The organism is Streptomyces sp. NPDC025651 (assembly GCF_055558735.1).
In genome coordinates, this window is sequence record NZ_JBVHLZ010000001.1 from 1,642,320 (window position 1) to 1,668,511 (window position 26,192).

A 26,192-nucleotide genomic window follows, 5' to 3' on the forward strand; every position below is an offset into this window, starting at 1 on the left:
TGGCGATGTGTCCTCACTCAGGGTGTCCGCGCCCTGGTTCGACGTGATGCGGCGGCGAGAGTTCCTGGCTTGCGGGGAGCGTCTCCCCGATGACAGTGGCGGGACCGCGCCGGATTCGCACCGGCTTCCTCTTCTGCCGCCGTAGTTGGCCCCGGCAGTCCACCACGCCCCGCGAACGCCCGTCAACTCGCCGTTGACCTGCGGCGGGAGAGTGTGCGGAGCCCCACACACGGCAGTGGGGCGCGAGGCGTTCGCACGCCCCGCGCCCCACCGAAGACTCCGGTCGTCAGGCGACGATCAGATAGATCCCGTACGCGACGGCCGCCGCGCACAGCGCGAAGCAGGCGTACGCGCCGGTGCGGGCCAGGGCCGCGGAGCCGCCGCCGGAGGCCGACGCCGTCTCCTGCTTCGAGAGGCCGACGATGCCGAGGGTGAACAGGCCCACCAGGGCCACCGTCACCGCGAGGCTGACTCCGAAGACGGAGCCGAGAGCTGCCCAGTCGATGCTCATGCTGATCTGTCCTTACACCGTCGCGGGCCTGGCGGGGTCCGCCATGGCGCCGGTCGTGGTCGTGGTCGGGGCCGTGGCGGCCTTGACCGGGTCGTCGGAGGCGGCGCCCGCGGTCGCCATCGCGCCCGCCGGGGGCGGCGTCACGGCGGCGATGGCGGTGGTCACGACGCCCGCGGGCTCGGCGCCCTTGGTGTCGTCGTGGCGGATCTCGTCGTCGGTGACGTTGGTGTGGTCGATCGCGTTGCGCCGCGAGAGCGCCCAGATCACGGCCGAGCCGCCGACCAGGATCGCGGCGGTGACCGCGATGCCCCAGGAGCCCTGCTTGGTGAGGAACTCGGCGCCCGCGCCGACCAGACCGGCGGCCGGCAGGGTCAGGCCCCACGCCACGAACATCCGGGTCGCGGTCGACCAGCGGACGACGCCGCCCTTGCGGCCGAGGCCCGCGCCCATCACGGCGCCGGAGCAGGACTGGGTGGTGGAGAGCGAGAAGCCCAGGTGCGAGGAGGCCAGGATGACCGTCGCGGCGCTGGTCTGGGCGGCGAAGCCCTGCTGCGGCTGGAGGTCGGTGAGGCCCTTGCCCATGGTGCGGATGATGCGCCAGCCGCCGAGGTAGGTGCCGAGCGCGATGGCCACGCCGGCCGAGACGATGACCCACATCGGGGGGTTCGCGCCGGGGTTGAGGACACCGCCGGTGACCAGGGCGAGCGTGATGATGCCCATGGTCTTCTGCGCGTCGTTCGTGCCGTGGGCGAGCGAGACGAGGCCCGCGGAGGCGATCTGGCCCGCGCGGTAGCCCTTGGCGGTCGCCTTGGTGTCGGTGTTGCGGCCGATGCGGTACGTCAGGCGCGTGGCCAGCATCGCGGCGAGACCCGCCACGAGGGGCGCCGCTATGGCGGGCAGCAGGACCTTGGTGACGACCGTGCCGCCGTTGATCGACGACCAGCCCATCGACATGACCGCGGCGCCGATGAGGCCGCCGAAGAGAGCGTGGGAGGAGCTGGAGGGCAGGCCCACCAGCCAGGTCAGCAGATTCCAGAGGATCGCGCCGACGAGCGCGGCGAAGATGACCTCTGTCTTGAGGCCGTCCTCGTTGACGATGCCGCCGGAGATCGTCTTGGCGACTTCGACGGAGAGGAAGGCGCCGACGAGGTTGAGCACGGCGGACATGGCCACCGCCGTCTTGGGCTTCAGAGCGCCGGTCGAGATGGTCGTCGCCATCGCGTTGGCAGTGTCGTGGAAACCGTTCGTGAAATCGAACACGAGAGCGGTAACGATCACGATCCCGAGGAGAAGCGTGATGTGTTCCATTTACCCAGGCTTCTGTTGGACGTCAGTGGCATGTGGAACGTAGGCAACCTGGGTGAACGGAAAGTGAACTGGGTCGGGCCGTGCAGTGACCCGAAGCGGAGCGCCGTCACTCCGCATTCATCAGGTGCCTGACGAAGATCGTACGGAGTGACGGCGCGGGGCCCGGAATCTGGGCGGAGTGTCGGCCTCCGCCCTGCTGCGCCTACCCCCGGGCGAACCGCTTCAACTGGTTCGTCGAGCCGTTGAAGAGATTCTGGTCACCCGGCAGTCCGCCGCCGTTGTCGTACTGCCAGAACGTCCAGTACGACCAGCCCCTGGGCAGCGACCCGGTCGACGACGACCAGCGCGCGAGCCACAGGGCGTGGTTCGACGCGAAGGCCCGGCTGCCGCCGGTGCAGTCGTTCCACCACTTGGTGGTCGTGTAGATCACCGGGCGGCGGCCCGTCTGCCGCTTGACCTCGTTGCTGAAGGACTGGATCCAGTTGACCATCCTGGTCCTGCCGAGCCCGTAGCACTTCTTCTTGCCGTACGGGTTGTGCTCGATGTCCAGCGCGGGCGGCAGCGTCCGGCCGTCGGCGCTCCAGCGGCCCCCGTGGTTCATGAAGTACGCGGCCTGAGTCCTGCCGGAGGACTTGTGCGGCAGCGCGAAGTGGTACGCGCCGCGGATCAGGCCGGCGTCGCGGGAGCCGTTGTACTGCTGGGTGAAGTAGGGGTTGCGGTAGGTGTGCGACTCGGTCGCCTTCACGTAGACGAACCGCGCGCCCTTGCTCTTGGCCTTCTGCCAGTCGACTTTCTTCTGGTGCGAGGAGACGTCGTGCCCCCGCGGCTTGCCCGCGGCCGAAACCGGAATCTCGGTCAGGGCGGTCCCGCCGATGGCCACGGCCGCCACGGATGCCGTGATGAAGCGGGCGCGGCGACGGGACGGGTTGTGTTCACGAGCCATGGTTCCCCCCGGAGATGGCGACGTGCACGGCAAATCTCCCAGAGAGTACTGGAAGATCATCCGATGCCCGTCGATCGCCAGCCAATCATTGCCAGAGGCGGATGTATGCCCATATGTGGCACCGCGGACTCCCCGCGTACGGACTCCCGGGCACAGGCTCCGGCTGGCAGGATCACCGCATGACTGAGCAGCGGGGCAGGGAGCGGGACGTGATCGGGCAGGCCTGGCGTGAGCTGGTCGACGCGGCGTGCAGGACGGTGAAGGACGGCCTGGTCGTCGGCACGTCGGGCAATGTCTCGGTGCGGGTCGGCGACACGGTCCTGGTCACTCCGAGCGGGGTCCCCTACGACCGGCTGAGGCCCGAGGACGTGGTCGGCGTCGACCTCGAAGGCCGGCAGACCGTCGGCGGGCTCTCACCGACCAGCGAGCTGCCCATGCACCTGGCGATCTACCGCGCCACGGACGCGGGGGCGGTGGTCCACACCCACGCGGTGCACGCCACGGCCGTCTCGATGCTGGTCAAGGAGCTCCCGGCGGTCCACTACATGGCGGGCGTCCTCGGCGGCCCGCCCCGGGTCGCGCCGTACGCCCTGTACGGCACCGAGGAGTTGGCCGAGAACATGCTCAGGGCCCTGCGGGACCGCACGGGATGCCTCCTCCAGAACCACGGAACGGTCACATACGGAGACACCCTGTCCCAGGCGTACGACCGCACGGCCCAACTGGAATGGATGTGCCATCTCTGGCTCACGTCGAGCAGGGTCCCGGGCCACACCCCGACCCTCCTCTCCCCGGCCCAGCTGAGGGAAGCGGAGCAAAAACTACGGGGCTACGGCCAGAGCCGACCCTGAGCCCTGACCCAGTCGGCCCCGTTTGTGGGCAGGCGTTCCGCACGGCGGAACGGGTGGGCACAAACGCCCGCGGTCCGCAGACGACAAGGGGTCCGGGGCGGAGCCCCGAAGAACGGTGCCGGATCACCCCGCAGGCTCCGCCCACTGGCCGCCGGGCCCCTCGGCCCGGACACTGGACCCGTGCGCCCAGCCAAAGCGACGGCAGCAGCCGTAACCGTAGCCACAGGAGTCACCGCTGCTCTCGGCGCGGCCGCAGTCGCGGCGGGCCGTTTCGCCAGCGACGCCGCCCTCAAGGCCCCCGCGGGCCGCCCCCTGCCGACGGAGCCCCGCCTCACCGTCCACGCCACGGCCGCAGGCCAGATCACCCTGACCCGCGCCCTCGCCAGCCTCCGCCCGGGCACCTACGGCCTCAGCGGCAACGGCACCCACGCGATCGTCGGCCCCGTCCTGGACTCCGCCCCGCACGAGGCCGACACCGTCGTACGCCGCCTCGAAGCCGTCACCCACGGCTCCCTGGACCCCGGCGCCCGCGTCTGGCTCACCCCGCAGGTCCACATCGGCGACCCGCACGCCGCCCTCGGCATCGACCACGCCGACGTCGACGTCCCCGGCGAACTCGGCGCCCTGCCCGCCTGGTTCGTGCCCGGCGCCAGGGACACCTGGGTGATCACCGTGCACGGCCTGGGCACGACCCGTGAACACCCCATGGTCGTCATGGACTTCCTGCACCGCCTCCAGCTCCCGATCCTCGACCTCGCCTACCGCGGCGACCTCGGCGCGCCCCGCTCCCCGGACGGCCTCGGCCACCTCGGCGAGACGGAGTGGCGCGACCTGGACGCCGCCATCCGCTACGCCGTGCGCTACGGCGCCGAGCGCGTCATCCTGCACGGCTGGTCCACCGGCGCCGCCATGGCCCTGCACGCCGCCGCGCACTCCGCGCTGCGCGACCGCATCAGCGGCCTCGTCCTTGACTCCCCGGTGCTCAACTGGGAGACCACCCTGCGCGCCCTCGCCGCCGCCCGCCGCACCCCGGGACCGCTCCTTCCGCTTGCGGTCCGTGCGGCCCAGGGACGCACCGGGCTGCGCGGCGACCGCATCCTGGAGGCCGCGGACCCCGACGTACTCAAGGTCCCGACCCTCCTGGTGCACGGACCCGACGACGTCGTCGCGCCCTGGGCCCTCTCCCGTCAACTGGCCGAACAACGCCCGGAACTGGTCACGTTGCACACCGTCCAGGACGCGCCGCACGGCGCCATGTGGAACGCCGACCCCGCGGGGTACGAAGAGGCGCTGCGCCGCTTCCTCACCCCCCTGATGTGACCGTTCGAGACCCCTCTCGAACGCCCCGCGACCCCTCGCGCGCACGGCGTCCCGCAGGCCCCCGCCGCCATTCCGTTTGGGTTTTCGGACCGTCAACAGGAAGACTGCTCCCGTGACGTCCCGTACCCCGCGCGACTCCAGGCTCCGACTTGTCCGCGCGCCCCACCCGAGGGCCGAAAAGCGAGGAGACACCCAGCGCGACCCAGCGCGACCGCTGTCCGCCGCCCCCGGCGCGGTGAGCAACCGCCGCGCGCGCCGGTCCGCGCCCCGTCCCCCCGAGGGCACGCCCGCGCCCGCGGAGCTGGCCAGGGGAGCGCGTGCCGGCCTCGCCGACGCCGTACGGGTCGCCCGCTGGGCCGACGCCGCCCTGCGCCCCGGCCCCGGCCGCCGCACCGGCGCGACGCCGGACGGCAAGGGCACACTCTCCGACGCCACCGCCGAACGGGCCGCCGCCGAGCTGGGGCTGACCCCCGCTCAGGTCCGTGCCGACTGGGACACCGCGCGCCTCGCGGGCCTCATCGAGGTGCACGGCGACAGCGCACGCCCCGGCTGGCGGCTGCGCGCCTGGGACCGCGACGACACCGCCGTCCTGCGCGGCTGGGTCGCCCTCTTCGACGCCTGGTCGCTGGCCCACCCGGCACCCGACGCCCTCGCCCCCGCGGCGGTCGCCGAGGTCGTCGAGGCCATGCCGCAGGTCCTCTCCTTCCTGCAGCTGTCGGCGGGCCCCGTCCCCGTGCCGCAACTGCTCGACCTCCTGGACCAGCGCGTCACGGAACTGCGCACCGAGCGCTGCGAGATCCCCTACGGCCCGCAGCCCGAGCCCGCCGCCACCGACTGCCCCGCCGAGGAAGCCCCGCTGCCGGTCATCCTCGACTGGGCCCTGCACGGCCTCGCCGCCGTCGGGGCGCTGACCTTCGCCGACGGCCAGGCCACACTCACCCCGCTCGGCAGCTGGGCGGTCTGGGTCAAGCTGGAGCAGATCTGCGTCGCCGCGCAGAGCCCCGCCGGGCACTTCGAGCAGTCCGCGGAGGACATGCTGCGCGGCTGCGCCCGCCTGCGGCCCAACGCGGCCCGCGCCGAGTACCGCGCCTGGCTCGCCGCCCGCCCCGTCGGCAGCGCCGTCACCGACCTCCTGGCCGCCGCCCGCGGCGAGGACGCCCTGCTGCGCGGCCTCGCCTTCGAGGCCCTGCGCGTGGTCGGCGCCCCGGCGGAGGCGGAGGTCAGGGCCGTCGTCGACGAGGCCTCGCTGCGTCCCTACGCCCTGCTGTGGCTCGCCGAGCAGGAGGGCACCGACCCCGAGGACGTCCACCACGTCCTGACGCGGGAGGAGTCCACCTGGCTGTGGATCGACACCGCGGCGGCCGTCGCGGACCACGGGGAGGCCCATCTCCTCGTCCGGCACCTGGAGTCGGCGGTCCAGCCCACCGTGCCCGCCCTCCTCGACGAGGTGCGGCGCGCGGGGCACCCCCGCACCGTCCAGGTCCTTGTCGCCCTCGCGGCGGCCCACCCCGACCCGGCGCTCGCCAAGGCCGTGCGCCGCGCGGCCTTCCAGGTGCACACCGGCGGGGAGTGACGGTACGCCGAGGGGCCGGGGCCTGCCCGCGGGCTCAGGCCCCCCGTCGGCTCAGGTCCTTCCCGGCTCAGGTCCTTATCTCGGGGGCGTACGTGCCGAAGCTCCACACGTTGCCCTCGGCGTCCCGTGCCATGTAGTCCCGCGAGCCGTAGTCCTGGTCGGTCGGGGGCATCAGGATCTCCGCGCCGTGCTCCTTGGCGCGCTGGTGGTGGGCGTCGACGTCGTCCACCACGATGTACACCCCGCACGGCCCGGCGTCCTTCATCGCCTGGTCGTAGGCGCTGCCCGTGCCCTTGGAGCCGAGCATCACCGCGCCGTTCCCCTGGGCGAGTTCGGCGTGCACGATGCTGCCGTCCTCGCCCTCGTACACACTCACCTCGGTGAAGCCGAAGGCCTCCGTCAGCTGCTGGACCGCGGCCTTCGCGTCCGCGTACAGCAGCGTCGGGAAGACGCTGGGCCGCCCGTCGTCGCCTGCCATGCCGATCACCTCGATCAGATCCGTGCCACGCGTGCCGGGACGTGGAGAGTGACCTGCTCCACATCTGTTCCCAGTCTGGCACCGGGGTCCGACAACGCCCGGCCGAAGCCCCAGGCCGCTCAGCGGAAGGTGTTGCACTGCCCCATGTCGCCGGTGCGATAGCCCTGGTAGAACCACTGCTGGCGCTGCTCGGCCGAGCCGTGCGTCCAGGACTCGGGGGTGACCCGGCCCTGGAACTTCTCCTGGATCCGGTCGTCGCCCACCGCGGCCGCGGCGTCCAGGCCCTCCCGGATGTCGGCCTCGTCGAGGCTGCTGATCAGCGGCTTGCCCGTGCGGTCGTCCGGGCTGCGGGTGGCGTGCCGCGCCCAGACCCCGGCGTAGCAGTCCGCCTGCAGCTCGACCTTCACCGCGTTGCTGTCGCGGCCCGTGCGCCCGTCCTGGGAGCGCTGCAGGGTCCCCATGAGGTTCTGCACGTGGTGCCCGTACTCGTGGGCCACGACGTAGGCCTGAGCGAAGGGCCCGCCACTGGAGCCGAACTTCGTCCGCAGCTCGTCGAAGAACCCCAGGTCCAGATAGACCTTCCGGTCGCCGGGGCAGTAGAAGGGGCCGACCGCCGACGTCGCCGCGCCGCAGGCGGTGCCCACGCGGTTGGTGAACAGGACGGTCTGCGCGGGGGAGTACGAGGCCCCCCTGCGCCGGAACTCGGGGCGCCAGAAGTCCTGGACGCTGTTGACCACCGCCACGATGCGGCAGTCGTCCTTGGTGTTCGCGTCCCGCCCCGTGCGGCAGCTCTGCTGCACCTGCGCGAGGGACGAGGACGAGGCGGCGGGCTCCTCGTCGCCCGAGGAGAGCCCCAGCTGCTCGGGGCCCACTCCGAAGAAGAGGCCGAGGAGCAGCGCGATCAGGCCGGCGATGCCACCGCCGACGGTCGCCCTGCCGCCGGGGATCCGACTGCCGCGCACATCCTGCACCTCCGAGGTGTCCAGGTCGGCGTCGTCGTCGAACTGCATGGGCGCACCCCTCTGCCTGGCATCCGGGACGGCACACGTCGCCCCGCACCGAGCTATCGGTTCCTTCATCCTGATATGCGCGCCCACGCCGGGCGCCGGACGGAGGTCCGAACGGGGGACGCGCACCGCTCCCGGCGCCGTGTCGTCCCGCCACGAGGCGGCCGCCCGGACCCCCGCGGCTACGCTCTGCGCCTGATCCGTGGGCCCGTGGTACCGAAGGGGGGCGTCATGTCCACTCACCCGCTCCAGACGACCGCCCTGCCGCCGGGGACGGCGGCCGCGCAGCCCGTCGCGACCGTCCGGCGCGGCACCCGCTTCGCGCTGCCCGTGGCCCTCGCGCTGCTCGCGCTGCCGCTCGTCACCGCCGCCCACCACTCGCGGCCCGCCCCCTACGGAGACCACCTCACCGTCCACGCGCGCGTGACGGCCGCGGGCCCCGCCGCGGACCCCGGGCTGCGCACGAAGGGCCGGGCCGTGGAGGCGTACGACACGAAGAGCGGCACCCCGCGCTGGACCTACACGCGCGAGGGGCGCCGCCCCGTCACGCTCCTGCCCGCACCGGGGCACGCCCTCACGCTCTGGAGCGACGGCCTGGTCACCGACACCGCGCGCGCCGACGGCAGCTCCGTGCGCTGGCACCGCGCCATCCCGGCGAGCGCCGACTGGCTGCGCACCCCGGCGGCCCGCGGCGGCGCCGGAGTCCTCCAGCCGCTCACCCCGAACGCCCGCATGCTGGCCGTCGTCACCCCGCACCGCATCGCCGCCTACCGCACCGCGGACGGCGACCTGCGCTGGGTACTGCCCGCCCGCCCCGGCTGCGCCTTCGAACCGGCACGCTCCGTGCGCCGCGGCGGCGCCCTCCTGGTCGCCCAGCCCTGCGCGGGCCCGGCCACCCCCTGGACCGCCCAGGTCATCGCGGTCGACGACTACGGAAGAATCGTTCCCGGCCGCACGCCGCTGGGCAACGGGGACGCCGTGCGGGACACCGGGCAGGGTGCCGGGGGCAGCGGCGCCCAGAAAAACTAGTTGCGGTGGCCCGTTAGACTGGCTGCCATGGCAGCTCCTCTCCTCAGTTGGACGGCATAGACACCGGTCCCGAGCACCTCAGTCGTCCCTCTCGCCGTCCACTCTGTCTCAGGAGTACCCCGTGATCACCGCTTCCGGCATCGAGCTGCGCGCCGGCGCCCGCATCCTCATCGAGAACGCCTCCTTCCGCATCGCGAAGGGCGACCGCATCGGCCTCGTCGGCCGCAATGGCGCGGGCAAGACCACCCTCACCAAGTGCCTGGCCGGTGAGGGCATGCCCGCCGCCGGCACGATCTCCCGCTCCGGAGAGGTCGGTTACCTCCCGCAGGACCCCCGCACCGGCGACCTCGACGTGCTCGCCCGCGACCGTATCCTCTCCGCGCGCGGACTCGACGTACTGATCCGCAAGATGCGGGAGAACGAAGAGCGCATCGCCTCCGGCAAGGGCTCCACCCGTGAGAAGGCCCTCAAGCAGTACGAGCGCCAGGAGACCGAGTTCCTCACCAAGGGCGGGTACGCCGCCGAGGCCGAGGCCGCCACCATCGCCGCCGCGCTCAACCTCCCCGACCGTGTGCTCGGCCAGCCCCTGCACACGCTCTCCGGTGGTCAGCGCCGCCGCATCGAGCTGGCCCGCATCCTCTTCTCGGACGCCGACACGCTCCTGTTGGACGAGCCGACCAACCACCTCGACGCCGACTCGATCGTCTGGCTGCGCGACTACCTGAAGACGTACCGCGGCGGCTTCATCGTGATCTCCCACGACGTCGACCTCGTCGAGACGGTCGTCAACAAGGTCTTCTACCTGGACGCCAACCGCTCCGCGATCGACGTCTACAACATGGGCTGGAAGCTCTACCAGCAGCAGCGCGAGTCCGACGAGAAGCGCCGCAAGCGCGAGCGCCAGAACGCCGAGAAGAAGGCCGCGGCCCTGCACTCGCAGGCCGACAAGATGCGGGCCAAGGCCACCAAGACCGTCGCCGCGCAGAACATGGCGCGCCGCGCGGACAAGCTCCTCGCGGGCCTGGAGGAGGTGCGCCAGAGCGACAAGGTCGCCAAGCTGCGCTTCCCCGAGCCCTCGCCGTGCGGCAAGACGCCGCTGATGGCCGAGGGGCTCTCGAAGTCGTACGGCTCCCTGGAGATCTTCACCGACGTCGACCTGGCCATCGACAAGGGCTCGCGCGTCGTCATCCTCGGCCTCAACGGCGCGGGCAAGACCACCCTGCTGCGGCTCCTCGGCGGCGCGGAGAAGCCCGACACCGGCCAGGTCATCGAGGGCCACGGCCTCAAGCTCGGCTACTACGCCCAGGAGCACGAGACCCTCGACCCGGAGCGCACGGTCCTGGAGAACATGCGCTCGGCCGCCCCCGACCTCGATCTCGTCGAGGTCCGCAAGACGCTCGGCTCGTTCCTCTTCTCCGGAGACGACGTCGACAAGCCGGCGGGTGTGCTCTCCGGCGGTGAGAAGACCCGGCTCGCGCTCGCGACCCTGGTCGTCTCCTCGGCCAACGTCCTGCTGCTCGACGAGCCCACCAACAACCTCGACCCGGCGAGCCGCGAGGAGATCCTCGGCGCCCTGCGCACCTACAAGGGCGCGGTCGTCCTCGTCACGCACGACGAGGGCGCGGTCGAGGCCCTCCAGCCGGAGCGGATCATCCTGCTGCCGGACGGCGTCGAGGACCTGTGGGGCCAGGACTACGCCGACCTCGTCGCGCTCGCCTGAGGCCCCGGGACCTCCCGGGCCTCCCCGCGGGGGCGTCCATGTTGCTTGATCGAACCACTGATCCACTGCGTATGGATCATTCGGCCGATCCGTGATCCCTCATCTGTGTGAGCTGTCCTCGTACCGAGGTGTGGCATACACGGATTTCGGCGCCGACCTGCGATAAGGCTCGCCTCATCGCAGGGCAAGGCGCTGACCTGGCACTTCTTCGCGCAACCCGTTCGGCCGTACGTGAATCCACGTGCGGAATCGTTAATTCCGCTCGTGATGGCCGCTTCTGAAGAGGCAAACCCAGACGTACGGACCTTGCCGAATGGGTGGCCAGGAAGCCCATGAGGGGTGATCATGAGAAGTCCAGAGCGCACTTCCCATGAGGAGGCACGGGTGGCCGAGACTCTGAAGAAGGGCAGCCGGGTTACCGGCGCCGCGCGCGACAAGCTCGCGGCAGACCTGAAGAAGAAGTACGACGGCGGTGCGAGCATCCGGGCGTTGGCCGAGGAGACCGGCCGCTCGTACGGTTTTGTGCACCGGATGCTCAGCGAGTCCGGAGTCACGCTGCGGGGACGCGGCGGGGCGACGCGAGGCAAGAAGGCCGCCGCCGGCTGACAGCAGGCGGCACGCTGTCCAGTGGTCCGATGGTGACCACCCGGTCGTTCGACTGACCGACCGGGTGGTTACTGTGCAGTCACTTACGGGCGCTTCCATGCGTCCGGTCCGACTGCATCCCATCGGAGGCACCCATGGCTTCGTCCGACAGCGAGCTCGCACCGGTTCTCGACAAGGACGGCGTACGCCTCACCATCGACGAGGCCGTCGCCACGGTGACGCTGACCAATCCGGCCAAGCGCAACGCCCAATCTCCCGCGCTGTGGAGGGCGTTGACCGAGGCAGGTCAGCTGTTGCCCGGCAGCGTCCGCGTCGTGGTGCTGCGCGGTGAGGGCAAGTCCTTCTCCGCGGGCCTCGACCGGCAGGCGTTCACGCCCGAGGGCTTCGACGGCGAGCCGTCCTTCATCGACCTGGCGCGCGGCGAGGACGATGTCCTCGACGCGACCATCGCCGAGTACCAAGCGGCGTTCACCTGGTGGCGGCGCAGTGACATCGTGTCCATCGCCGCCGTCCAGGGCCATGCCATCGGCGCCGGGTTCCAGCTCGCGCTGGCCTGTGATCTGCGGATCGCCGCCGACGACGTGCAGTTCGCCATGCGCGAGACCAGCCTGGGCCTGGTCCCCGACCTCACCGGCACGCATCCGCTCGTGGGGCTCGTCGGCTATGCCCGCGCGCTGGAGATCTGCGCCACCGGGCGCTTCGTGCACGCGGACGAGGCCGAGCGTGTGGGCCTCGCCAACCTCGTCGTGCCCGCGGACCAACTCGACGCGGCCGCCAAGGACTTGGCCGCCGCGCTCATTGCCGCGCCCCGAGACGCCGTCATCGAGACCAAGGCGCTGCTCCAGGGCGCGTCCGGCCGTTCCTACGAGGACCAGCGCGTCGCCGAGCGCGCCGCCCAGGGCCGCCGTCTGCGCGACCTCGCGGGCCTCGGCGACTGACGTGGCGCAGCGCCACAGCAGGACCTAGTCCAGCGCGGTGACGAGCACGGCCACCGAAGGGTGGTCCCGCAGCGCGTCACCGACCGCCGCACGGACCGCGAGCGCCACGTCCAGGGTGCGGTGCCCGCGGTCCGCCGCGAGCTCCACGCGCGCGTGGCGGCGCGGCAGCGCGTCCGCCGCCGGGTGCCGCTCGATGTGCACCGCCCGGCCCAGCACCCCGGTCAGCCGGGTCACACCCGGCACCGACAGGGCGGCCCGCGCGGCGCGCGCCTCGTCGTCGTCGCCCTCGGGCGCCCCGGCCGCCTCCGCCGCCTGCGTGCGGCTCTCCTCCGGGTGCACGTCCGCTGGGGCGTCGCCCTCGTCGAGGAGGGCCGTCACCCGCAGGTCCACGTCGTCGACCACGAGGCCGAGCCGGACCGCGGCCCCCGCGAGCTCGCCGCGCAGCCGGTCCGCCGCCGCGGGCAGCGGCCCGGTGGTGGCGGCCGCGAAGTCCGCGGTGATCCGCAGCGGCCCGGGCGGCAGCGCGCTCGGAGGCGCCGGCACGGCCGCGACGTACGTCCCCTCGGGATCGGCCGGGGCGATGCGCACCGCGCCCAGGCGCACGCCGGTGAGCCGGCGCACCGCATCGCGCAACGCGGTGTCCACCGCCGACTCCGTCACCCATGTGCCGTCTCCCGCGCCGCCCAGCGGCAGCACCCGCCCGAGGCCGAGCTGTCGGCGCACCGCCTGGGTCCAACCCTCACCCGTCATGGCTCCAGCCTGCCCCATTCCTGGCGCGCTGCGGCGCAACCGCACTTAATGTGGGCAAAGGAGCAGATCCTCTTGAAGGAGAAGATCCCCTTTCGAAAGGTACGGGACGGCGATGACCGACACCGGACAGCGGAAGACGTCTCAGACGCTGGAGAAGGAGTCCCCGGACGAGGCCGCGGCGAAGTCCGCGCCCAGACGGGGCGGCGGTGACCCCGCGAGCCGGGGCCGCACCACCATCGCGGACGGAGTCGTCGAGAAGATCGCCGGGCTCGCCGCGCGCGACGTCGTCGGCGTGCACGCCATGGGCGGCGGCCTCGCGCGGACCTTCGGCGCCGTGCGCGACCGGGTCCCCGGCGGCTCGAAGTCCGTGACGCGGGGTGTCAAGGCGGAGGTCGGCGAGGTGCAGACCGCGCTCGACCTGGAGATCGTCGTCGAGTACGGCGTGTCGATCGCCGATGTCACACAGGACGTACGGGAAAACGTGATCGCGGCCGTTGAGCGCATGACCGGGCTCGAGGTCGTCGAGGTCAACATCGCCGTCAGCGATGTGAAACTGCCCGACGAGGACGACGACGAGCCTCAGGGACGCCTCCAGTAGGACGTCCCGCCAAGGCGCTAAGGAGCGCACGATGAGCATGGCCGTGATCGGCATGGTGGCCGGAATGGCACTCGGCTTCGCCGGATACTTCGGCGGATTCGGGGCGTTCCTGCTGGTGGCTGCCCTGGGCGCCATCGGTTTCGTGGCCGGCAGGTTCCTCGAGGGGGACCTGGAACCCGGCGACTTCTTCCGCGCCCGCGGCGACCGGCGGCGGTGAGCGGTGGCGGCACAGGTCGCGCCCGGGGAGCGCGGCGCGACCCGGATCGCCGACCGGGTGGTCGCGAAGATCGCCGCACGCGCGGCGCGCGAGGCCGTGGCGGCCGTGCCGGTCGACGGTGCCCCGCCGCACGCCACGGTCTCCGTGAACCATGAGACCGCCCGCGTCCGCATCAGCCTGGAGCTGGACTACCCCTGCGACATCGGCGGCCAGTGCGGCGCCGTGCGTCGCCATGTCGCCCAGCGGGTAAAGGCGTTGGCGGGGATGGACGTGCCCGAGGTGGCCGTCCAGGTGGAGCGGCTGCACTCGGCGCAGGTACGCGCCGCGGCACAGGGGAGGACACGGTGAGCGAACCCCGAGCGGGCGGCGGCACCCAACCGCCGCCGGTCGTCGAGCAGGCGGAGAGCGAGTTCGGCCAGTCGGCCTCCGCGGCCGCCTACCAGCCGCTGCCCACCCTGTCGGAGGACGACGACAGGTCCGGCCGCTTCTGGTCGCAGCGCCGTGTGCCCGCGGCCGTCCTCGCGCTGCTGGTCCTCGGCGGCGCGGGACTTCTCCTGTACGACGTCGTCGCCGTGCGGGCCGACCACCCCGCGATGCGGTGGCGGCGCGAACTGGCCCACCAGCTGGGGGAGCGGCCCCTCGACGACATCGCCGTCCTCGCGGGAGCTGCCGTCGCCGCCCTCGCCGGGGTGTGGCTCCTCGTGCTCGCCGCGACGCCCGGGCAGCGCGCGATCCTGCCCATGCGGCACGCCCAGTCCGACGTACGTGCCGGTCTGCACCGGGGCGCCGCCGCCATGGTGCTGCGCGACCGGGCCATGGACGTGTCCGGCGTGCAGTCCGTACGGGTCCGCATGAGGCGCTCCAAGGTGGATGTGCGCGCCGTGTCGCACTTCCGTGAACTCGACGACGTACGCGGTGACTTGGACGCGACGCTGGCCGACGGCATCCGCGATCTGGGCCTCGCCCGCGCCCCCGGCCTCTCGGTGCATGTGGCCAGGCCGGGAAGAGCGGGGTCCTCCCTGCGCGAGCGCGGCCGAGAGCTCGGGAAGGGGTGAGCGGCATGCCGCGGACCGTGAACCGCGTGGTGCTGGCCCTCGCCGGGCTCGCGCTGCTCGTCCTCGGCGGCTCGGTGCTCGCCGTCGGGCTCGGGGTCTCCCCGCCCTCGTGGTGGATCCACGACGGGCGGCACGACGTGCTGGTCAGCGCCGCGGACCGGGCGCGCTGGCGCGACGAGGGATGGTTCTGGCCGACCGTCATCGGCGGCCTCGCCGTGCTCGTGCTGCTCGCGCTGTGGTGGCTCTCCGCCCAACTGCGCAGGCGCCGCCTCTCGGAGGTCCTGGTGGAGACCGGGGACGGCGAGGGCGCGCTGCTGCGCGGGCGCGCCATGGAGAACGTGCTGACCGGCGAGGCCGAGACGCTGGAGGGCGTCGAGCGCGCCCAGGTCGTCCTGACCGGGCGGCGCAGCACGCCGCAGGCGCGCGTGGAGCTCGTCCTCGAACCCCACGCCACGCCGTCCGACGTGCTGCACCGGCTCTCCGCACAGGCCCTCGCGCACGCCCGTGACTCGGCGGGCCTGGCGAGCCTGCCCGCCACGGTGCGGCTGCGCGGGGTCAAGCACCGCGCCGAACGCGTGAGTTGAGCCTCGCCGTTTGCTCAGGAGGCCGGTCAGGTGCGTCCAGGCGGCCGGTCGGGGTGCGTCAGAAGCCGCTGAGCGCCCCGCCGTCCACCGACACCATGATCCCCGTCAGGTACGAGGCCGCGGGCGAGAGCAGGAACGCGGCCGTGCGGCCGAACTCCTCCGGCGTGCCGTAGCGGCGCAGCGGGATGCGGGCCTCGTTGGCGGCGCGGGTGGCGTCCGGGTCGGGGGAGAGGCCGTCCAGTTGGCGCATGCGGTCGGTGCCGATCCGGCCGGGGAGCACGCCGAGCACGCGGATGCCGCGCGGGCCGAGCTCGTCCGCGAGGGACTTGGCGAACCCGGCGAGCCCGGGCCGCAGGCCGTTCGAGATCGTCAGGCCCGCGATCGGCTCGTACACCGAACTGGAGAGCACGAAGCCGATGACGCCGCCCTCGCCGAGTTCGGCGGCCGCGGCGCGGGCGAGTCGCACGGCGCCGAGGAACACCGACTCGAAGGCCGACTGCCACTGCTCGTCGGTGTTGTCCGCGACGAAGCCCGGGGCGGGCCCGCCGACGCTGATGAGGACGCCGTCGAAGCCGCCGAAGTGCTCGCGCGCCGCGGCGATCAGCCGGTCCGCGACGGCCGGGTCGGCGTTGTCGGCGGCGACGCCCACCGCGTTCGGCCCGAGCTCGGCGGCCGCCTCGGCGACGGTCTTCTCGTCGCGGCCGGTGACGACGACCTTCGCGCCGTCCGCGACCAGCTCGCGCGCGGTGGCGTTGCCGAGGCCACGGGTGGCGCCGGTGACTACGTAGACACGGTCTTTCAGTCCAAGATCCATGGCCCCTATCCTCCCGCGTCGGTGCCGAAGAGCGCGAGGGCGGTATTGACCAGCCCGATATGGCTGAATGCCTGCGGGAAGTTGCCCAGCTGGCGCCCGGCCACGGGGTCGTACTCCTCCGCGAGCAGCCCCACGTCGTTGCGCAGCTCGACCAGGCGCTCGAACAGCTCGCGCGCCTCCTTCGTGCGGCCCGTCATGTGCAGGGCGTCCGCCAGCCAGAACGAGCAGACGACGAAGGTGCCCTCCTGTCCGGGCAGGCCGTCGATCTCCCGCTCGTCCCCGCTGTAGCGGCGCAGGAACCCCTGGCGGCCGAGGTCGGCGCGGACCGCGTCGATCGTGCCGACGACGCGCGGGTCGTCGGTCGGCAGGAAGCCGAGGCGCGGGATGAGCAGGAGCGAGGCGTCCAGTTCGGCGGAGCCGTAGGACTGCGTGAAGGTGTTGCGCTCGGCGTCGTAGCCGCGTTCGCACACCTCGCGGTGGACCTCGTCCCGCAGCTCACGCCAGCGTTCCACGTCGCCGCGCAGCTCCGGGGCGGCCTCCAGGGAGCGCACGGTGCGGTCGGCCGCGACCCACACCATCACCTTCGAGTACACGAAGTGGCGGCGCGGGCCGCGCACCTCCCACAGGCCCTGGTCGGGCTCGCGCCACTTCTTGCGCAGGAACTCCAGCAGGCACAGCTGGAGGTTCCAGGCGTGCGGGCGGCGGGCCAGGCCCGAACGGTGCGCGAGGGCAAGGGAGTCGACGACCTCGCCGTACACGTCGAGCTGCAGCTGCTCAACGGCCTCGTTGCCGACGCGGACCGGGGCGGAGCCCGCGTATCCGGCCAGCCACGGAAGCTCGTACTCGGCGAGGCGGCGCTCTCCGGAGAGGCCGTACACGATCTGGAGGTCGTCCGGGTTGCCCGCGACCGCGCGCAGCAGCCAGTCGCGCCACGCCTCGGCCTCCTCCAGATACCCGGCCGAGACCAGCGCGCCCAGGGTGAGGGTGGCGTCCCGCAGCCAGCAGTAGCGGTAGTCCCAGTTGCGTACGCCGCCGATCTCCTCCGGCAGCGAGGTGGTGGGGGCGGCCACGATGCCGCCGGTCGGGGCGTAGGTGAGGGCCTTGAGAGTGATGAGGGAGCGGACGACCGCGTCGCGGTGCGGCCCTTCGTAGTGGCAGCGGGCGGCCCAGGACCGCCAGTCCGCCAGGCTGTCGCGCAGGGAGTCGTACGGGTCGACGAGCGCCGGGCGCGGCTCGTGCGAGGGGTGCCAGGTGAGGACGAACGCGACCTTCTCGCCCTCCTCGACGGTGAACTCGGAGTGGGTGCCGAAGGCATGGCCCCAGGTGTGCACCTGGGGCTCGCTGCGCAGCCAGACGGAGTCGGGGCCGGCGACGGCGATCCGGTGGCCGTCCTGCCTGCGCATCCACGGCACGACCGAGCCGTAGTCGAAGCGGAGCCGGAGCGTGCTGCGGACGGTGACGCTGCCCTTGAGGCCTTCGACGACGCGTACGACGTCGGGGGCGCGGTCGCGCTGCGGCATGAAGTCGGTGACGCGGACGGAGCCGTCCTCGGTGTCCCACTCGGAGTCGAGGACGAGGGTGTCGGGGCGGTAGGCGCGGCGGGTGCAGGGGCCCGCGCCCTTGGGGGCGACGCGCCAGTGGCCGTTCTCCTCGTCGCCGAGGAGCGCGGCGAAGCAGGCGGCGGAGTCGAACCGGGGCAGGCAGAGCCAGTCCAGGGAGCCGTCCCTGCCGATCAGGGCGGCGGTCTGGTGGTCGCCGATGAGGGCGTAGTCCTCGATGGGGTGATGCACGGTGGACGGGTTCCCGGAGCGGGGCCTCGTCAATCGGGGAGCCGGGCTGCGTTGATCGGGGAGCCGGGCTGCGGTGATCGGGCCCGTCAGACCGCTGCCGGCGCCGTCTCCTGCTCGGGTGCCTTCGCTGCGGCCGCGCGGTCGCGGACCTCCCTGCGGACCAGGACGACCCAGCCGATCGGGACGCCCGCGGCGAACAGCCACCACTGGACCGCGTACGCCATGTGGGCGCCGATGCCGCTGTGATCGGGCTCACCGATGAGTTCGGGGGAGTCGCTCTCGGGCGCGGTCAGCTCGATGTAGCCGCCGAGGACCTGCTTGCCGAGGGCGTCGGCCTGCTGGCCGCTGCTGATCAGCATGATCTGACGGTCCGGCAGACCGCGGACGTCCTTGATGCCGCTCGCCGCGGACGTCTCGTCGGCCATCAGACGGCCGGTGACGGTGACTTCGCCCTTCGGGGGCGCGGGGATCTTCGGGAAGGCGGTCTGCGGGCCGTCGGCGGGGATCCAGCCGCGGTTGACGAGCAGGACCTTGCCGTCGTCGAGGACGAAGGGGGTCAGGACGTGGAAGCCGACCTCGTCGTCGGAGTTGGTGCGGCGCCGCACGACGACCTCGTGCCGCGCGTCGAACGTCCCCTTGGCGCTCACCCGGCGGTACAGATCCGTCCTGGGCACCTCGTGGCCGGGCGAGGTGAGCTTCTCGGCCGGGACGGGGGGCGCGGCCAGCGCGTCGGCGATCCGCTGGTTCTGCGCGACGCGGTGCTGATGGCGGTGCAGCTGCCAGAAACCCAGCTCGACCATCACGGGGATGAGGACGAGGCCGATAAGGGTGAGGATCACCCACTGCCGGGACAACAGGAAGCGGTACACCCCACGACGGTACAACTAGGGCCGTGGGGTGTCCGAGGGTGGGGTCGGGTGAGCGGGCGGGCCGGACCGGAGCGTGTCGCCGGGCGGGGCAGACCGTGTCGCCGGGCGGGGCAGACCGTGTCGCCGGGCCGGGTCAGACCTTGTCGACGATGCCCACCCGCCCCTCCGCGCGCGAGCAGTGGGCGCCGCAGTACCAGTGGCCCTCGACCTCGACGCCCTGGCCGATGATGCGGCACCGGCAGTGCTCGCAGATGGGCGCCATGCGGTGGATGGCGCAGGAGAAGCAGTCGAAGACGTGCACCGCGCCCTGCGCGTGCACCTCGAAGGACATGCCGTAGTCGTTTCCGCAGACCTCGCAACGTGCCATGCGCCACAGGGTGGGACGCCGCGGCGGTGCGGGGCGAGCGGTCGGCGGGCGAGTCGTGCGGCAATCACCCGCGTGCGGCAATCAGCCGTCTGACCGTTACGCCTCCGTGGCCGGTGTCACGTCCTGGAGGAGCTGCCCGAAGGCCGCCTCGTCGATGACCGGGGTGCCGAACGAGCGCGCCTTGACGGTCTTGGAGGTGCCGGAGTCCGGGTCGTTCGTGACGAGGAGGCTGGTGAGGCGGGACACACTGGTGGCGATGTGCAGCCCGGCCTCCATGGCCCGGTCCTCCAGGAGCTCGCGCTCCACGGAGGTGTCTCCGGAGAACGCGACCCGCATGCCCTGCTTGAGCGGTTTGCCCGGTTCGTAACGCCCCGGGTTCGGGTACGGGCACGCCGGGCGCTTGCGCGAGGGGCGCCAACTCCCCGGCCGGTACGAGGAGGCGGGCGTCGGTCCCGTCGGCTGGCGGACGATGCGGGGCGCGCCGTCCGACCACTCGGTGAGGGGGCGGCACTCCAGGAGCGGCAGGCGGACGTTGCCCCCCGCGGCCGCGTGCAGGCTGGGGCGGAAGGCCTCGGCGAGCACGCGCGCGTCGTCCAGGGCGTTGTGCGCGTGGCGCTGCTCGACGCCGAAGTGCGCGGCCAGGGACTCCAGCTTGTGGTTGGGCAGCGGAAGCGCGAGCTCCTTGGAGAGCGCGATGGTGCACAGACGCTGGCGGACGGGGGCCGTGCGCTCGGCGCGCGCGTACTCCCTGGCGATCATCGACCAGTCGAAGACGGCGTTGTGCGCGACGAGGACGCGGCCGTCGAGGCGGCTCGCGAACTCCTCGGCGATGTCCTTGAACAGCGGCGCGTCCGCGAGCATCTCGCTGGTGAGGCCGTGGATCCAGACCGGGCCCGGGTCGCGCTGGGGGTTGACCAGCGTGTACCAGTGGTCCTCGATCTCGCCCTGGGCGTCCACGCGGTAGACGGCGGCCGACACTATGCGGTCGTCGCGGGCCAGGCCGGTGGTCTCCACGTCGACGACCGCGTACCCCGTTGGATACGCGGCCGGCCAGTGGGCTGCGGACGCTGCGGTCGTGCGGTCTTCGAGCATGGTCCATGAGGATACGGGCCGCGACTGACAGTCATGTCCCTGGGCCGAGTGACAGTCACCTCCCCGGGCCCAGAAGGCCGGAAACCAGTGCCTTGACGGAGGTGGTGAAGACGGCGTCCGCGTCGACCGGTCTGGCCAGCGCGCGGGCGAGCGCCGGGTCGTGTTCGGCGTTCCGCGCCGTCCACAGCTCCTCCTCGGCAGGACGCTGCGCGGGCGCGCGCTCGCGGTTGCGCTCGACCAGGACATGGCCGACGACGTGTGTCTGGACGGCGCGCACGGCGTCGGCCGCACGGGCGCCGCGCAGGCCCGCCGCGTGGACCTCGTGCACGAGCGCCAGCTGGGCGGGCAGGAACATCCTCTCCGTGAGGCCCCGTTCGTGGACCATCGCGACGAGGTGGGGGTGGTCCCGCAGCTGACGGCGCAGGGCGCGGGCCACGGAGACCACGCGCTGCGCGGGGGTGCGTCCGGTGGCGCGGATCTCGCCGAGGTCGGCGACGGTGCGCTCGACCAGGGCGTCCAGGAGCGACTCGCGGTTGCCGACGTGCCAGTAGATGGAGGTCACCGCGGTGCCGAGCTCGGCGGCCAGCTTGCGCATCGTCAGGGCCTGCGGGCCGTGCTGCTTCACCAGGCCCGCCGCGGCGTCGAGGACTTGCTCACGGTCCAGATGCGTACGCGTCCCTTTACCCTTCACGGGTCCTGTTGTAACTGTGTTACAGAACCGCCGCAAGTCCCGGCCGCGGACCCCGCTCCGCGCTGACGAAGGGTGGTACGACATGGCACGCGTACGCTACGGAGCGCGCTCCGAGGCGGAGATCAGCGCGGCGCGCTCCGCGAGTTCCAAGCTCCCCGACATCTGGTCCACGGGCGTGGTGGCCGTCTGGGAGACCGATCCGGACGCGGTCGCCGCGGTGCTGCCGCCGCCGCTGAAACCCACCGGGCGGCCCCTGGTGCGGGCGAACATCAGCAAGGTCGACCTGCCGGGCTATCCGCTGGGCGCGGGCTCGGTCGCCGTCGCCGCCGAGCACGGGGGAGTGGAGGGCTGGTATCCGCTGGTGATGCCGATGACCCACGAGCGGGCGCTGATCGGCGGGCGTGAGGTCTTCGGGGAGCCCAAGAAGCTCGGCGAGGTCGAGGTGGAGCGCGACGGCCTCGTCGTGTCGGCCCGCCTGGCCCGGCACGGCATCGCCTTCGTGGAGGTGCGCGGCGCGGTCAACGGCCCCCTGCCGCTGCCGGAGCCGACCCGGAAGACCGACTTCTACTTCAAGTTTCTTCCGGCGGTGGACGGTTCGGGCTTCGACGCGGACCCGGTGCTCGTGCACTGCGTACGCAACGAGAAGGTGCGCAAGCTGGAGGCCGTCACCGGGGACGTGGTCCTGCGCGAGTCGATGTACGACCCCGTGGCCGATCTTCCGGTGTGCTCCCTCGTCGAGATCACCATCGGCGAGAAGACCACCGACCAGCAGGGCCGCGTCGTCGAGCGCGTCAGCGCGCAGGCCCTGCTGCCCTACATCCACCAGCGCTACGACGACCCCGCGCAGATCCTCGACGGGCCGCCCGAGGGGAGCCTCTGAGATGGAGCTGCGCGAAGGGCAGGTCGCCGTCGTCACGGGCGCGGCGAGCGGCATCGGACTCGCCATGGCGCGGCGCTTCGCGGCGGACGGCCTGAAGGTGGTCCTCGCCGACGTCGAGGAGGGCGCCCTGGAGAAGGCGGCCGCCTCGTTGCGCGAGGACGGGGCGACGGTGCACGCGCGCGTGGTCGACGTCGGCGCGCGCGAGCAGGTCCTCGCCCTCGCCGATGAGACGTACGAGAAGTTCGGCGCCGTCCATGTGCTGTGCAACAACGCGGGCGTCGGCTCGGGCGCCGAGGGCCGCATGTGGGAGCACGAGCCGAACGACTGGAAGTGGGCCTTCGAGGTCAACGTCTGGGGCGTCTTCCACGGCGTCCAGGCCTTCGTGCCCCGGATGGTCGCGGGCGGCGAGCCGGGGCACGTCGTGAACACCTCCTCCTCGGACGGGGGCATCGCGCCGCTGCCCACCGCCTCCGTGTACGCGGTCACCAAGGCGGCCGTGGTGACGATGACCGAGTCCCTGTACGCCCATCTGAAGGCGGAGCACGCGCGCGTGGGCGCCTCCGTGCTCTTCCCCGGGCCCCACATGCTGCGCACCGGGCTGTGGGAGTCGCACCGCAACCGCCCCGACCGGTACGCCAAGTCCCGCCCCCGCAGGACCCCTTACCGCAGCCTCGACCAGTGGGAGGCCGCGATGAGGGCGGCAGGACAGGAGGTGGAGTTCACGCCCGTCGAGCAGGTCGCGGACTTCGTGGCCGAGGGCATCGAGGCAGGGCGCTTCTGGCTGCTCCCGCCGAGCGAGCACAGCGACCGGCAGATCGAGGCGAGGTCGCGCTCGATGCTGGAGCGGTCCGACCCGGCGTACCTCGAGAACTTCATCCTGGACTGAAGGGAGCCCACCGATGACCGCCCAGGACGACCCGTACCTGATCATCTCCTCCGACTGCCACGCCGGGCTCCCCACCGAGGAGTACCGGCCCTACCTCGACAGCCGCTTCCACCGGGCCTTCGACGACTTCCTCGGCGAGCGCGACGCCCGCCGCGAGGAGGCGACCCGGCTCGGCATCCGCAACGACGCGTTCGCCGCCAAGTGGTTCCAGGACAACGAGGAGGGGCTGCGCGGCGGTTGGGACACCGCGCAGCGCCTCAAGGAGCTGGACGGCGACGGGGTGGCCGCCGAGGTGGTCTTCCCCGACGCGGACGCCGTGGACAGCCGGACGGCCGCGCCCTTCGGCGTGGGCCTCGGCCTCTCCGGCGACCAGGACCCCGAACTCGGCATGGCGGGCGCGCAGGCGCACAACCGCTGGCTCGCCGAGTTCGTCGGCGGGCACGCCGAGAACGCGGCACGGCACTGCGGCGTCGCCCTGTTGCCCATCACCGGAGAGGTCGACCGTGTCGTCGCCGAGGTGCACCGCGCCAAGGCGTCCGGGCTCGGCGCGCTGATGATCCCCTCCATGTGGGTCGACAAGGCGCCCTACCACGACCGGCGTTACGACCCCGTGTGGGCGGCGGCGGCCGAGTGCGCGATGCCGGTGGTCACCCACTCCGGAGCGGCGCCCCGCCACGAGTACGGCGACCACCTCGGGATCTACGTCTCCGAAGTGACGTGGTGGCCCGCGCGGCCGCTGTGGTTCATGCTCTGGTCCGGTGTCTTCGAGCGCCATCCGGGGCTGAAGTTCGGCGTCGCGGAGTCGGGTTGCTGGTGGCTGCCGAACCTCCTGTGGTTCATGGACCGCCTCTATCTCGGCGCGCACGGCGGCAAGAAGCTCTCCCCGTTCGAGGAGCTCAAGCGCCCGCCGCACGAGTACCTGGACCGGCAGATCTTCGTCTGCGCCACCAACACCAAGCGCCGCGAGCTCGCCCAGCGCTACGAGATCGGCGTCGACAACATCCTGTGGGGCAGCGACTTCCCGCACCCCGAGGGCACCTGGCCCGACACGCGCGCGTGGCTGAGGAAGACCTTCCACGACATCCCCGTGACCGAGACGCGCCGCATGCTGGGGCTCGCCGCCGCCGAGGTCTTCGGCTTCGACACGGAGCAACTCGCGCCGCTGGCCCGCCGCATCGGCCCCACCCCGGCCGACCTCGGCCAGGACACCGACCAGACCGCAGTGGAGGCCTCCTGGGCGCGCTCGCGCGAGGTGGGCCGCCACTGGCTGACCGACCACGACTTCCCGACGCTGGGGGTGACCCGATGACCGAGGACCGCTACACCGTCATCTCCGCGGACTGCCACGCGGGCGCCGATCTCCTGGACTACAAGCCCTACTTGGAGTCCCGCCACCACGACGCGTTCGACGCGTGGGCCGCCACCTACGTCAATCCGTACGAGGACCTCCTCGCCGACACCGCCGACCGCAACTGGAACTCGGACCGCCGCGTCGCCGAGCTGGAGGCGGACGGCATCGTCGCCGAGGTCGTCTTCCCGAACACCATCCCTCCGTTCTTCCCCTCGGCCTCGCTGATGGCCCCCGCGCCGACCCGCGAGGAGTTCGAGCAGCGCTGGGCGGGGCTGCGCGCCCACAACCGCTGGCTCGCCGACTTCTGCGCGGCGGCTCCCGGGCGCAGGGCGGGCGTCTTCCAGATCCTCCTGAACGACATCGACCAGGCCGTCGACGAGATCCGCTGGGCGGCGAAGGCGGGCCTGACGGGCGGCCTCATGCTGCCCGGCACACCGCCGGGCTCGGGCCTTCCCGAGCTCTACTCGTCGGCGTACGACCCGATCTGGGCGGCCTGCGCCGAGCTGGGCATGCCGGTCAACCACCACGCGGGCTCGGCCTCGCCGCCGCTGGGCGAGGAGCCCGCCGCGCGCGCGGTGTTCATGGTCGAGACGACGTGGTTCTCGCACCGCGCGCTGTGGCACCTCGTCTTCGGCGGGGCCTTCCGCCGCCACCCGGACCTGAAACTGGTCCTCACCGAGCAGGGCTCGGGCTGGATCCCCGGGGTGCTCGACATGCTGGACTACTACCACTCGCGCCTGGTCGCGGCCGGCACGAAGGCGGACACCGCGGAGTCGAAGTTCGGCGCGGGCCTCGCCGAGGCGATGGGCAAGGGCCCCTCCGAGGTGTGGCGGGACAACTGCTTCGTGGGCGCCAGCTTCATGCGCCCCCACGAGGCGGCCCTGCGCGAGCGCATCGGCCTCGACAAGATCATGTGGGGCAGCGACTACCCGCACGACGAGGGCACCCACCCCTACTCGCGCGAAGGCCTGCGCATCGCCTACGCCGGCCTGCCCAGGGACGAGATCGCGGCCATGGTCGGCGGCAACGCGGCCCGCGTCTACGGCTTCGACCTGGCGCGGCTCGGGCAGATCGCCGCGCGCGTGGGACCCACGGTCCAGGAACTGGACGAGCCCCTCAAGGAGGCACCCGCCGACGCCACGAGCCCGGTGTTCGCGCCGGGAGGGTCGGTCCGCGTCTGGTGACTTCCGTGGTGCGATGCTCGCTGCGTGACTGAAGCGACGCATGACGAAACCGGAGCGACGCACGACGAAGCGCACGGCGGAGCCCTCGGCTCCCGGCTCAACTGGCTGCGGGCCGCCGTGCTCGGGGCCAACGACGGCATCGTGTCCACCGCGGGCCTCGTCGTCGGCGTCGCGGGTGCCACGGGCGACCGCGGCACCCTGCTGACGGCGGGCCTGGCCGGACTGCTCGCCGGGTCCATGTCCATGGCGGCCGGCGAGTACGTCTCCGTGTCCACGCAGCGCGACTCGGAGAAGGCCGCCCTGGCCATGGAGAAGCGCGAGCTGCGCGAGCAGCCCGAGGCGGAACTGGCCGAGCTGACCGACCTGTTGGAGGAGCGGGGGCTCAGCCGCGAGGTGGCCCGCGAGGCCGCCGAACAGCTCACCGAGCGGGACGCGCTGCGGGCCCACGCGCGCGTGGAGCTCGGCATCGACCCGGACGACCTGACCAACCCCTGGCACGCGGCCTGGGCCAGCTTCGTCGCGTTCACCGTGGGGGCGCTCCTGCCGCTCCTCGCGATCGTGCTGCCGCCCGCCGACTGGCGGCTCGGCGTCACGGTCGTCTCCGTCCTCGCCGCCCTCGCCCTCACGGGCTGGAGCAGCGCCCGTCTGGGCGCGGCGGACGTGCGCCGCGCCGTGCTGCGGAACGTGGCGGGCGGCGCGCTCGCGATGGCGGTGACCTACGGGGCGGGCGCGCTGCTGGGGGCGGCCGGGGTTTGACGCGGTGCCTTTGGCGGGGATCAC

29 protein-coding genes and 1 riboswitch are annotated in these 26,192 nt (G+C 72.6%); of the genes, 17 read left to right on the forward strand and 12 right to left on the reverse strand.

Annotated features, from left to right (window positions below):
- Window positions 1-36 precede the first annotated feature (36 nt).
- Window positions 37-179: riboswitch (cobalamin riboswitch) on the reverse strand.
- A gap of 107 nt (window positions 180-286) precedes the next feature.
- The 3 genes from ACZ4D5_RS07655 to ACZ4D5_RS07665 all read right to left on the reverse strand — a co-directional run bounded on the left by ACZ4D5_RS07655 (window position 287) and on the right by ACZ4D5_RS07665 (window position 2,762).
- Window positions 287-511: a hypothetical protein gene (locus ACZ4D5_RS07655; protein ID WP_362335659.1), complete on the reverse strand. Its 225-nt coding sequence runs from the start codon at window positions 509-511 to the stop codon at window positions 287-289.
- A gap of 12 nt (window positions 512-523) precedes the next feature.
- Window positions 524-1,819 carry an inorganic phosphate transporter gene (locus tag ACZ4D5_RS07660; protein WP_467771388.1) on the reverse strand — a complete coding sequence of 432 codons (1,296 nt, stop codon included), beginning with the start codon at window positions 1,817-1,819 and terminating at the stop codon, window positions 524-526.
- Window positions 1,820-2,021: 202 nt separating this feature from the next.
- Window positions 2,022-2,762, reverse strand: a complete 741-nt coding sequence (locus tag ACZ4D5_RS07665; RefSeq protein WP_467771389.1) for a lysozyme — start codon at window positions 2,760-2,762, stop codon at window positions 2,022-2,024.
- Window positions 2,763-2,941: 179 nt separating this feature from the next.
- Here ACZ4D5_RS07665 and ACZ4D5_RS07670 point away from each other — a divergent pair, with 179 nt between their 5' ends.
- The 3 genes from ACZ4D5_RS07670 to ACZ4D5_RS07680 all read left to right on the forward strand — a co-directional run bounded on the left by ACZ4D5_RS07670 (window position 2,942) and on the right by ACZ4D5_RS07680 (window position 6,506).
- Complete coding sequence (locus tag ACZ4D5_RS07670; RefSeq protein WP_467771390.1) at window positions 2,942-3,613, forward strand: class II aldolase/adducin family protein; 672 nt, start codon at window positions 2,942-2,944, stop codon at window positions 3,611-3,613.
- Window positions 3,614-3,793: 180 nt separating this feature from the next.
- On the forward strand, window positions 3,794-4,933 hold the full coding sequence (locus ACZ4D5_RS07675) for an alpha/beta hydrolase (RefSeq protein WP_467771391.1): 1,140 nt from the start codon (window positions 3,794-3,796) through the stop codon (window positions 4,931-4,933).
- A 112-nt stretch (window positions 4,934-5,045) separates the two neighbouring features.
- Window positions 5,046-6,506 carry a hypothetical protein gene (locus tag ACZ4D5_RS07680; protein ID WP_467771392.1) on the forward strand — a complete coding sequence of 487 codons (1,461 nt, stop codon included), beginning with the start codon at window positions 5,046-5,048 and terminating at the stop codon, window positions 6,504-6,506.
- Between the two features lie 67 nt (window positions 6,507-6,573).
- Here the strand turns inward: ACZ4D5_RS07680 and ACZ4D5_RS07685 are convergent, their stop codons facing one another.
- Both ACZ4D5_RS07685 and ypfJ read right to left on the reverse strand, forming a co-directional pair.
- Complete coding sequence (locus ACZ4D5_RS07685; RefSeq protein WP_467771393.1) at window positions 6,574-6,984, reverse strand: VOC family protein; 411 nt, start codon at window positions 6,982-6,984, stop codon at window positions 6,574-6,576.
- A gap of 119 nt (window positions 6,985-7,103) precedes the next feature.
- A complete protein-coding gene (ypfJ, locus tag ACZ4D5_RS07690) occupies window positions 7,104-7,994 on the reverse strand; it encodes a KPN_02809 family neutral zinc metallopeptidase (protein WP_467771394.1) in 891 nt (296 codons plus the stop codon).
- A gap of 228 nt (window positions 7,995-8,222) precedes the next feature.
- Between ypfJ and ACZ4D5_RS07695 the strand changes: the two genes are divergently transcribed.
- From ACZ4D5_RS07695 to ACZ4D5_RS07710, 4 genes are all read left to right on the forward strand, one after another.
- The gene (locus tag ACZ4D5_RS07695; RefSeq protein WP_467771395.1) at window positions 8,223-9,020 is read left to right on the forward strand and encodes a PQQ-binding-like beta-propeller repeat protein; all 798 of its coding nucleotides are present in this window, start codon (window positions 8,223-8,225) and stop codon (window positions 9,018-9,020) included.
- 121 nt (window positions 9,021-9,141) lie between these two features.
- Window positions 9,142-10,740 (forward strand): ABC-F family ATP-binding cassette domain-containing protein, encoded by a 1,599-nt coding sequence (locus ACZ4D5_RS07700; protein ID WP_467771396.1) that lies wholly within the window; start codon window positions 9,142-9,144, stop codon window positions 10,738-10,740.
- Window positions 10,741-11,124: 384 nt separating this feature from the next.
- Window positions 11,125-11,346, forward strand: coding sequence for a helix-turn-helix domain-containing protein (locus ACZ4D5_RS07705; protein ID WP_055550175.1), 222 nt, complete (start codon window positions 11,125-11,127; stop codon window positions 11,344-11,346).
- 134 nt (window positions 11,347-11,480) lie between these two features.
- The gene (locus tag ACZ4D5_RS07710) at window positions 11,481-12,284 is read left to right on the forward strand and encodes an enoyl-CoA hydratase/isomerase family protein (RefSeq protein ID WP_467771397.1); all 804 of its coding nucleotides are present in this window, start codon (window positions 11,481-11,483) and stop codon (window positions 12,282-12,284) included.
- A gap of 24 nt (window positions 12,285-12,308) precedes the next feature.
- On the opposite strand, the gene ACZ4D5_RS07715 is transcribed toward ACZ4D5_RS07710, so the two are convergent.
- On the reverse strand, window positions 12,309-13,034 hold the full coding sequence (locus ACZ4D5_RS07715) for a nucleopolyhedrovirus P10 family protein (protein WP_467771398.1): 726 nt from the start codon (window positions 13,032-13,034) through the stop codon (window positions 12,309-12,311).
- Window positions 13,035-13,146: 112 nt separating this feature from the next.
- Here ACZ4D5_RS07715 and ACZ4D5_RS07720 point away from each other — a divergent pair, with 112 nt between their 5' ends.
- From ACZ4D5_RS07720 to amaP, 5 genes are read left to right on the forward strand one after another with little or no spacing between them, the layout of a single operon-like run.
- Window positions 13,147-13,632: an Asp23/Gls24 family envelope stress response protein gene (locus ACZ4D5_RS07720; RefSeq protein ID WP_467771399.1), complete on the forward strand. Its 486-nt coding sequence runs from the start codon at window positions 13,147-13,149 to the stop codon at window positions 13,630-13,632.
- A gap of 31 nt (window positions 13,633-13,663) precedes the next feature.
- A complete protein-coding gene (locus ACZ4D5_RS07725) occupies window positions 13,664-13,849 on the forward strand; it encodes a hypothetical protein (RefSeq protein ID WP_055702375.1) in 186 nt (61 codons plus the stop codon).
- A gap of 3 nt (window positions 13,850-13,852) precedes the next feature.
- Window positions 13,853-14,197 (forward strand): hypothetical protein, encoded by a 345-nt coding sequence (locus tag ACZ4D5_RS07730; protein WP_467771400.1) that lies wholly within the window; start codon window positions 13,853-13,855, stop codon window positions 14,195-14,197.
- On the forward strand, window positions 14,194-14,904 hold the full coding sequence (locus ACZ4D5_RS07735; RefSeq protein ID WP_467771401.1) for a DUF6286 domain-containing protein: 711 nt from the start codon (window positions 14,194-14,196) through the stop codon (window positions 14,902-14,904). Before ACZ4D5_RS07730 ends, ACZ4D5_RS07735 begins: the two co-directional genes overlap by 4 nt.
- A gap of 5 nt (window positions 14,905-14,909) precedes the next feature.
- The gene (amaP, locus tag ACZ4D5_RS07740; protein ID WP_467771402.1) at window positions 14,910-15,488 is read left to right on the forward strand and encodes an alkaline shock response membrane anchor protein AmaP; all 579 of its coding nucleotides are present in this window, start codon (window positions 14,910-14,912) and stop codon (window positions 15,486-15,488) included.
- A 58-nt stretch (window positions 15,489-15,546) separates the two neighbouring features.
- Here amaP and ACZ4D5_RS07745 read toward each other — a convergent pair whose 3' ends face one another.
- From ACZ4D5_RS07745 to ACZ4D5_RS07770, 6 genes are all read right to left on the reverse strand, one after another.
- Complete coding sequence (locus ACZ4D5_RS07745) at window positions 15,547-16,302, reverse strand: SDR family oxidoreductase (RefSeq protein WP_467771403.1); 756 nt, start codon at window positions 16,300-16,302, stop codon at window positions 15,547-15,549.
- A 5-nt stretch (window positions 16,303-16,307) separates the two neighbouring features.
- Window positions 16,308-18,092, reverse strand: a complete 1,785-nt coding sequence (locus ACZ4D5_RS07750) for a glycoside hydrolase family 15 protein (protein ID WP_467771404.1) — start codon at window positions 18,090-18,092, stop codon at window positions 16,308-16,310.
- Window positions 18,093-18,178: 86 nt separating this feature from the next.
- Window positions 18,179-18,961 carry an SURF1 family cytochrome oxidase biogenesis protein gene (locus ACZ4D5_RS07755; RefSeq protein ID WP_467771405.1) on the reverse strand — a complete coding sequence of 261 codons (783 nt, stop codon included), beginning with the start codon at window positions 18,959-18,961 and terminating at the stop codon, window positions 18,179-18,181.
- Between the two features lie 133 nt (window positions 18,962-19,094).
- Window positions 19,095-19,328 (reverse strand): hypothetical protein, encoded by a 234-nt coding sequence (locus tag ACZ4D5_RS07760; protein ID WP_055702389.1) that lies wholly within the window; start codon window positions 19,326-19,328, stop codon window positions 19,095-19,097.
- A gap of 96 nt (window positions 19,329-19,424) precedes the next feature.
- Window positions 19,425-20,420 (reverse strand): DEDDh family exonuclease, encoded by a 996-nt coding sequence (locus tag ACZ4D5_RS07765; protein ID WP_467771406.1) that lies wholly within the window; start codon window positions 20,418-20,420, stop codon window positions 19,425-19,427.
- A gap of 55 nt (window positions 20,421-20,475) precedes the next feature.
- Window positions 20,476-21,111: a TetR/AcrR family transcriptional regulator gene (locus ACZ4D5_RS07770; RefSeq protein WP_467771407.1), complete on the reverse strand. Its 636-nt coding sequence runs from the start codon at window positions 21,109-21,111 to the stop codon at window positions 20,476-20,478.
- An 82-nt stretch (window positions 21,112-21,193) separates the two neighbouring features.
- Here ACZ4D5_RS07770 and ACZ4D5_RS07775 point away from each other — a divergent pair, with 82 nt between their 5' ends.
- Genes ACZ4D5_RS07775 through ACZ4D5_RS07795 form a run of 5 tightly spaced genes read left to right on the forward strand, consistent with a single transcriptional unit; the run spans window position 21,194 to window position 26,168 of the window.
- Window positions 21,194-21,991, forward strand: coding sequence for an acetoacetate decarboxylase family protein (locus ACZ4D5_RS07775; protein ID WP_467771408.1), 798 nt, complete (start codon window positions 21,194-21,196; stop codon window positions 21,989-21,991).
- Between the two features lies 1 nt (window position 21,992).
- Window positions 21,993-22,877, forward strand: a complete 885-nt coding sequence (locus ACZ4D5_RS07780) for an SDR family NAD(P)-dependent oxidoreductase (protein WP_467771409.1) — start codon at window positions 21,993-21,995, stop codon at window positions 22,875-22,877.
- A gap of 13 nt (window positions 22,878-22,890) precedes the next feature.
- Window positions 22,891-24,186: an amidohydrolase family protein gene (locus ACZ4D5_RS07785; RefSeq protein ID WP_467771410.1), complete on the forward strand. Its 1,296-nt coding sequence runs from the start codon at window positions 22,891-22,893 to the stop codon at window positions 24,184-24,186.
- Window positions 24,183-25,412: an amidohydrolase family protein gene (locus tag ACZ4D5_RS07790; protein WP_467771411.1), complete on the forward strand. Its 1,230-nt coding sequence runs from the start codon at window positions 24,183-24,185 to the stop codon at window positions 25,410-25,412. Before ACZ4D5_RS07785 ends, ACZ4D5_RS07790 begins: the two co-directional genes overlap by 4 nt.
- 24 nt (window positions 25,413-25,436) lie before the next feature.
- Window positions 25,437-26,168 carry a VIT1/CCC1 transporter family protein gene (locus tag ACZ4D5_RS07795; RefSeq protein ID WP_467771412.1) on the forward strand — a complete coding sequence of 244 codons (732 nt, stop codon included), beginning with the start codon at window positions 25,437-25,439 and terminating at the stop codon, window positions 26,166-26,168.
- Window positions 26,169-26,192 lie beyond the last annotated feature (24 nt).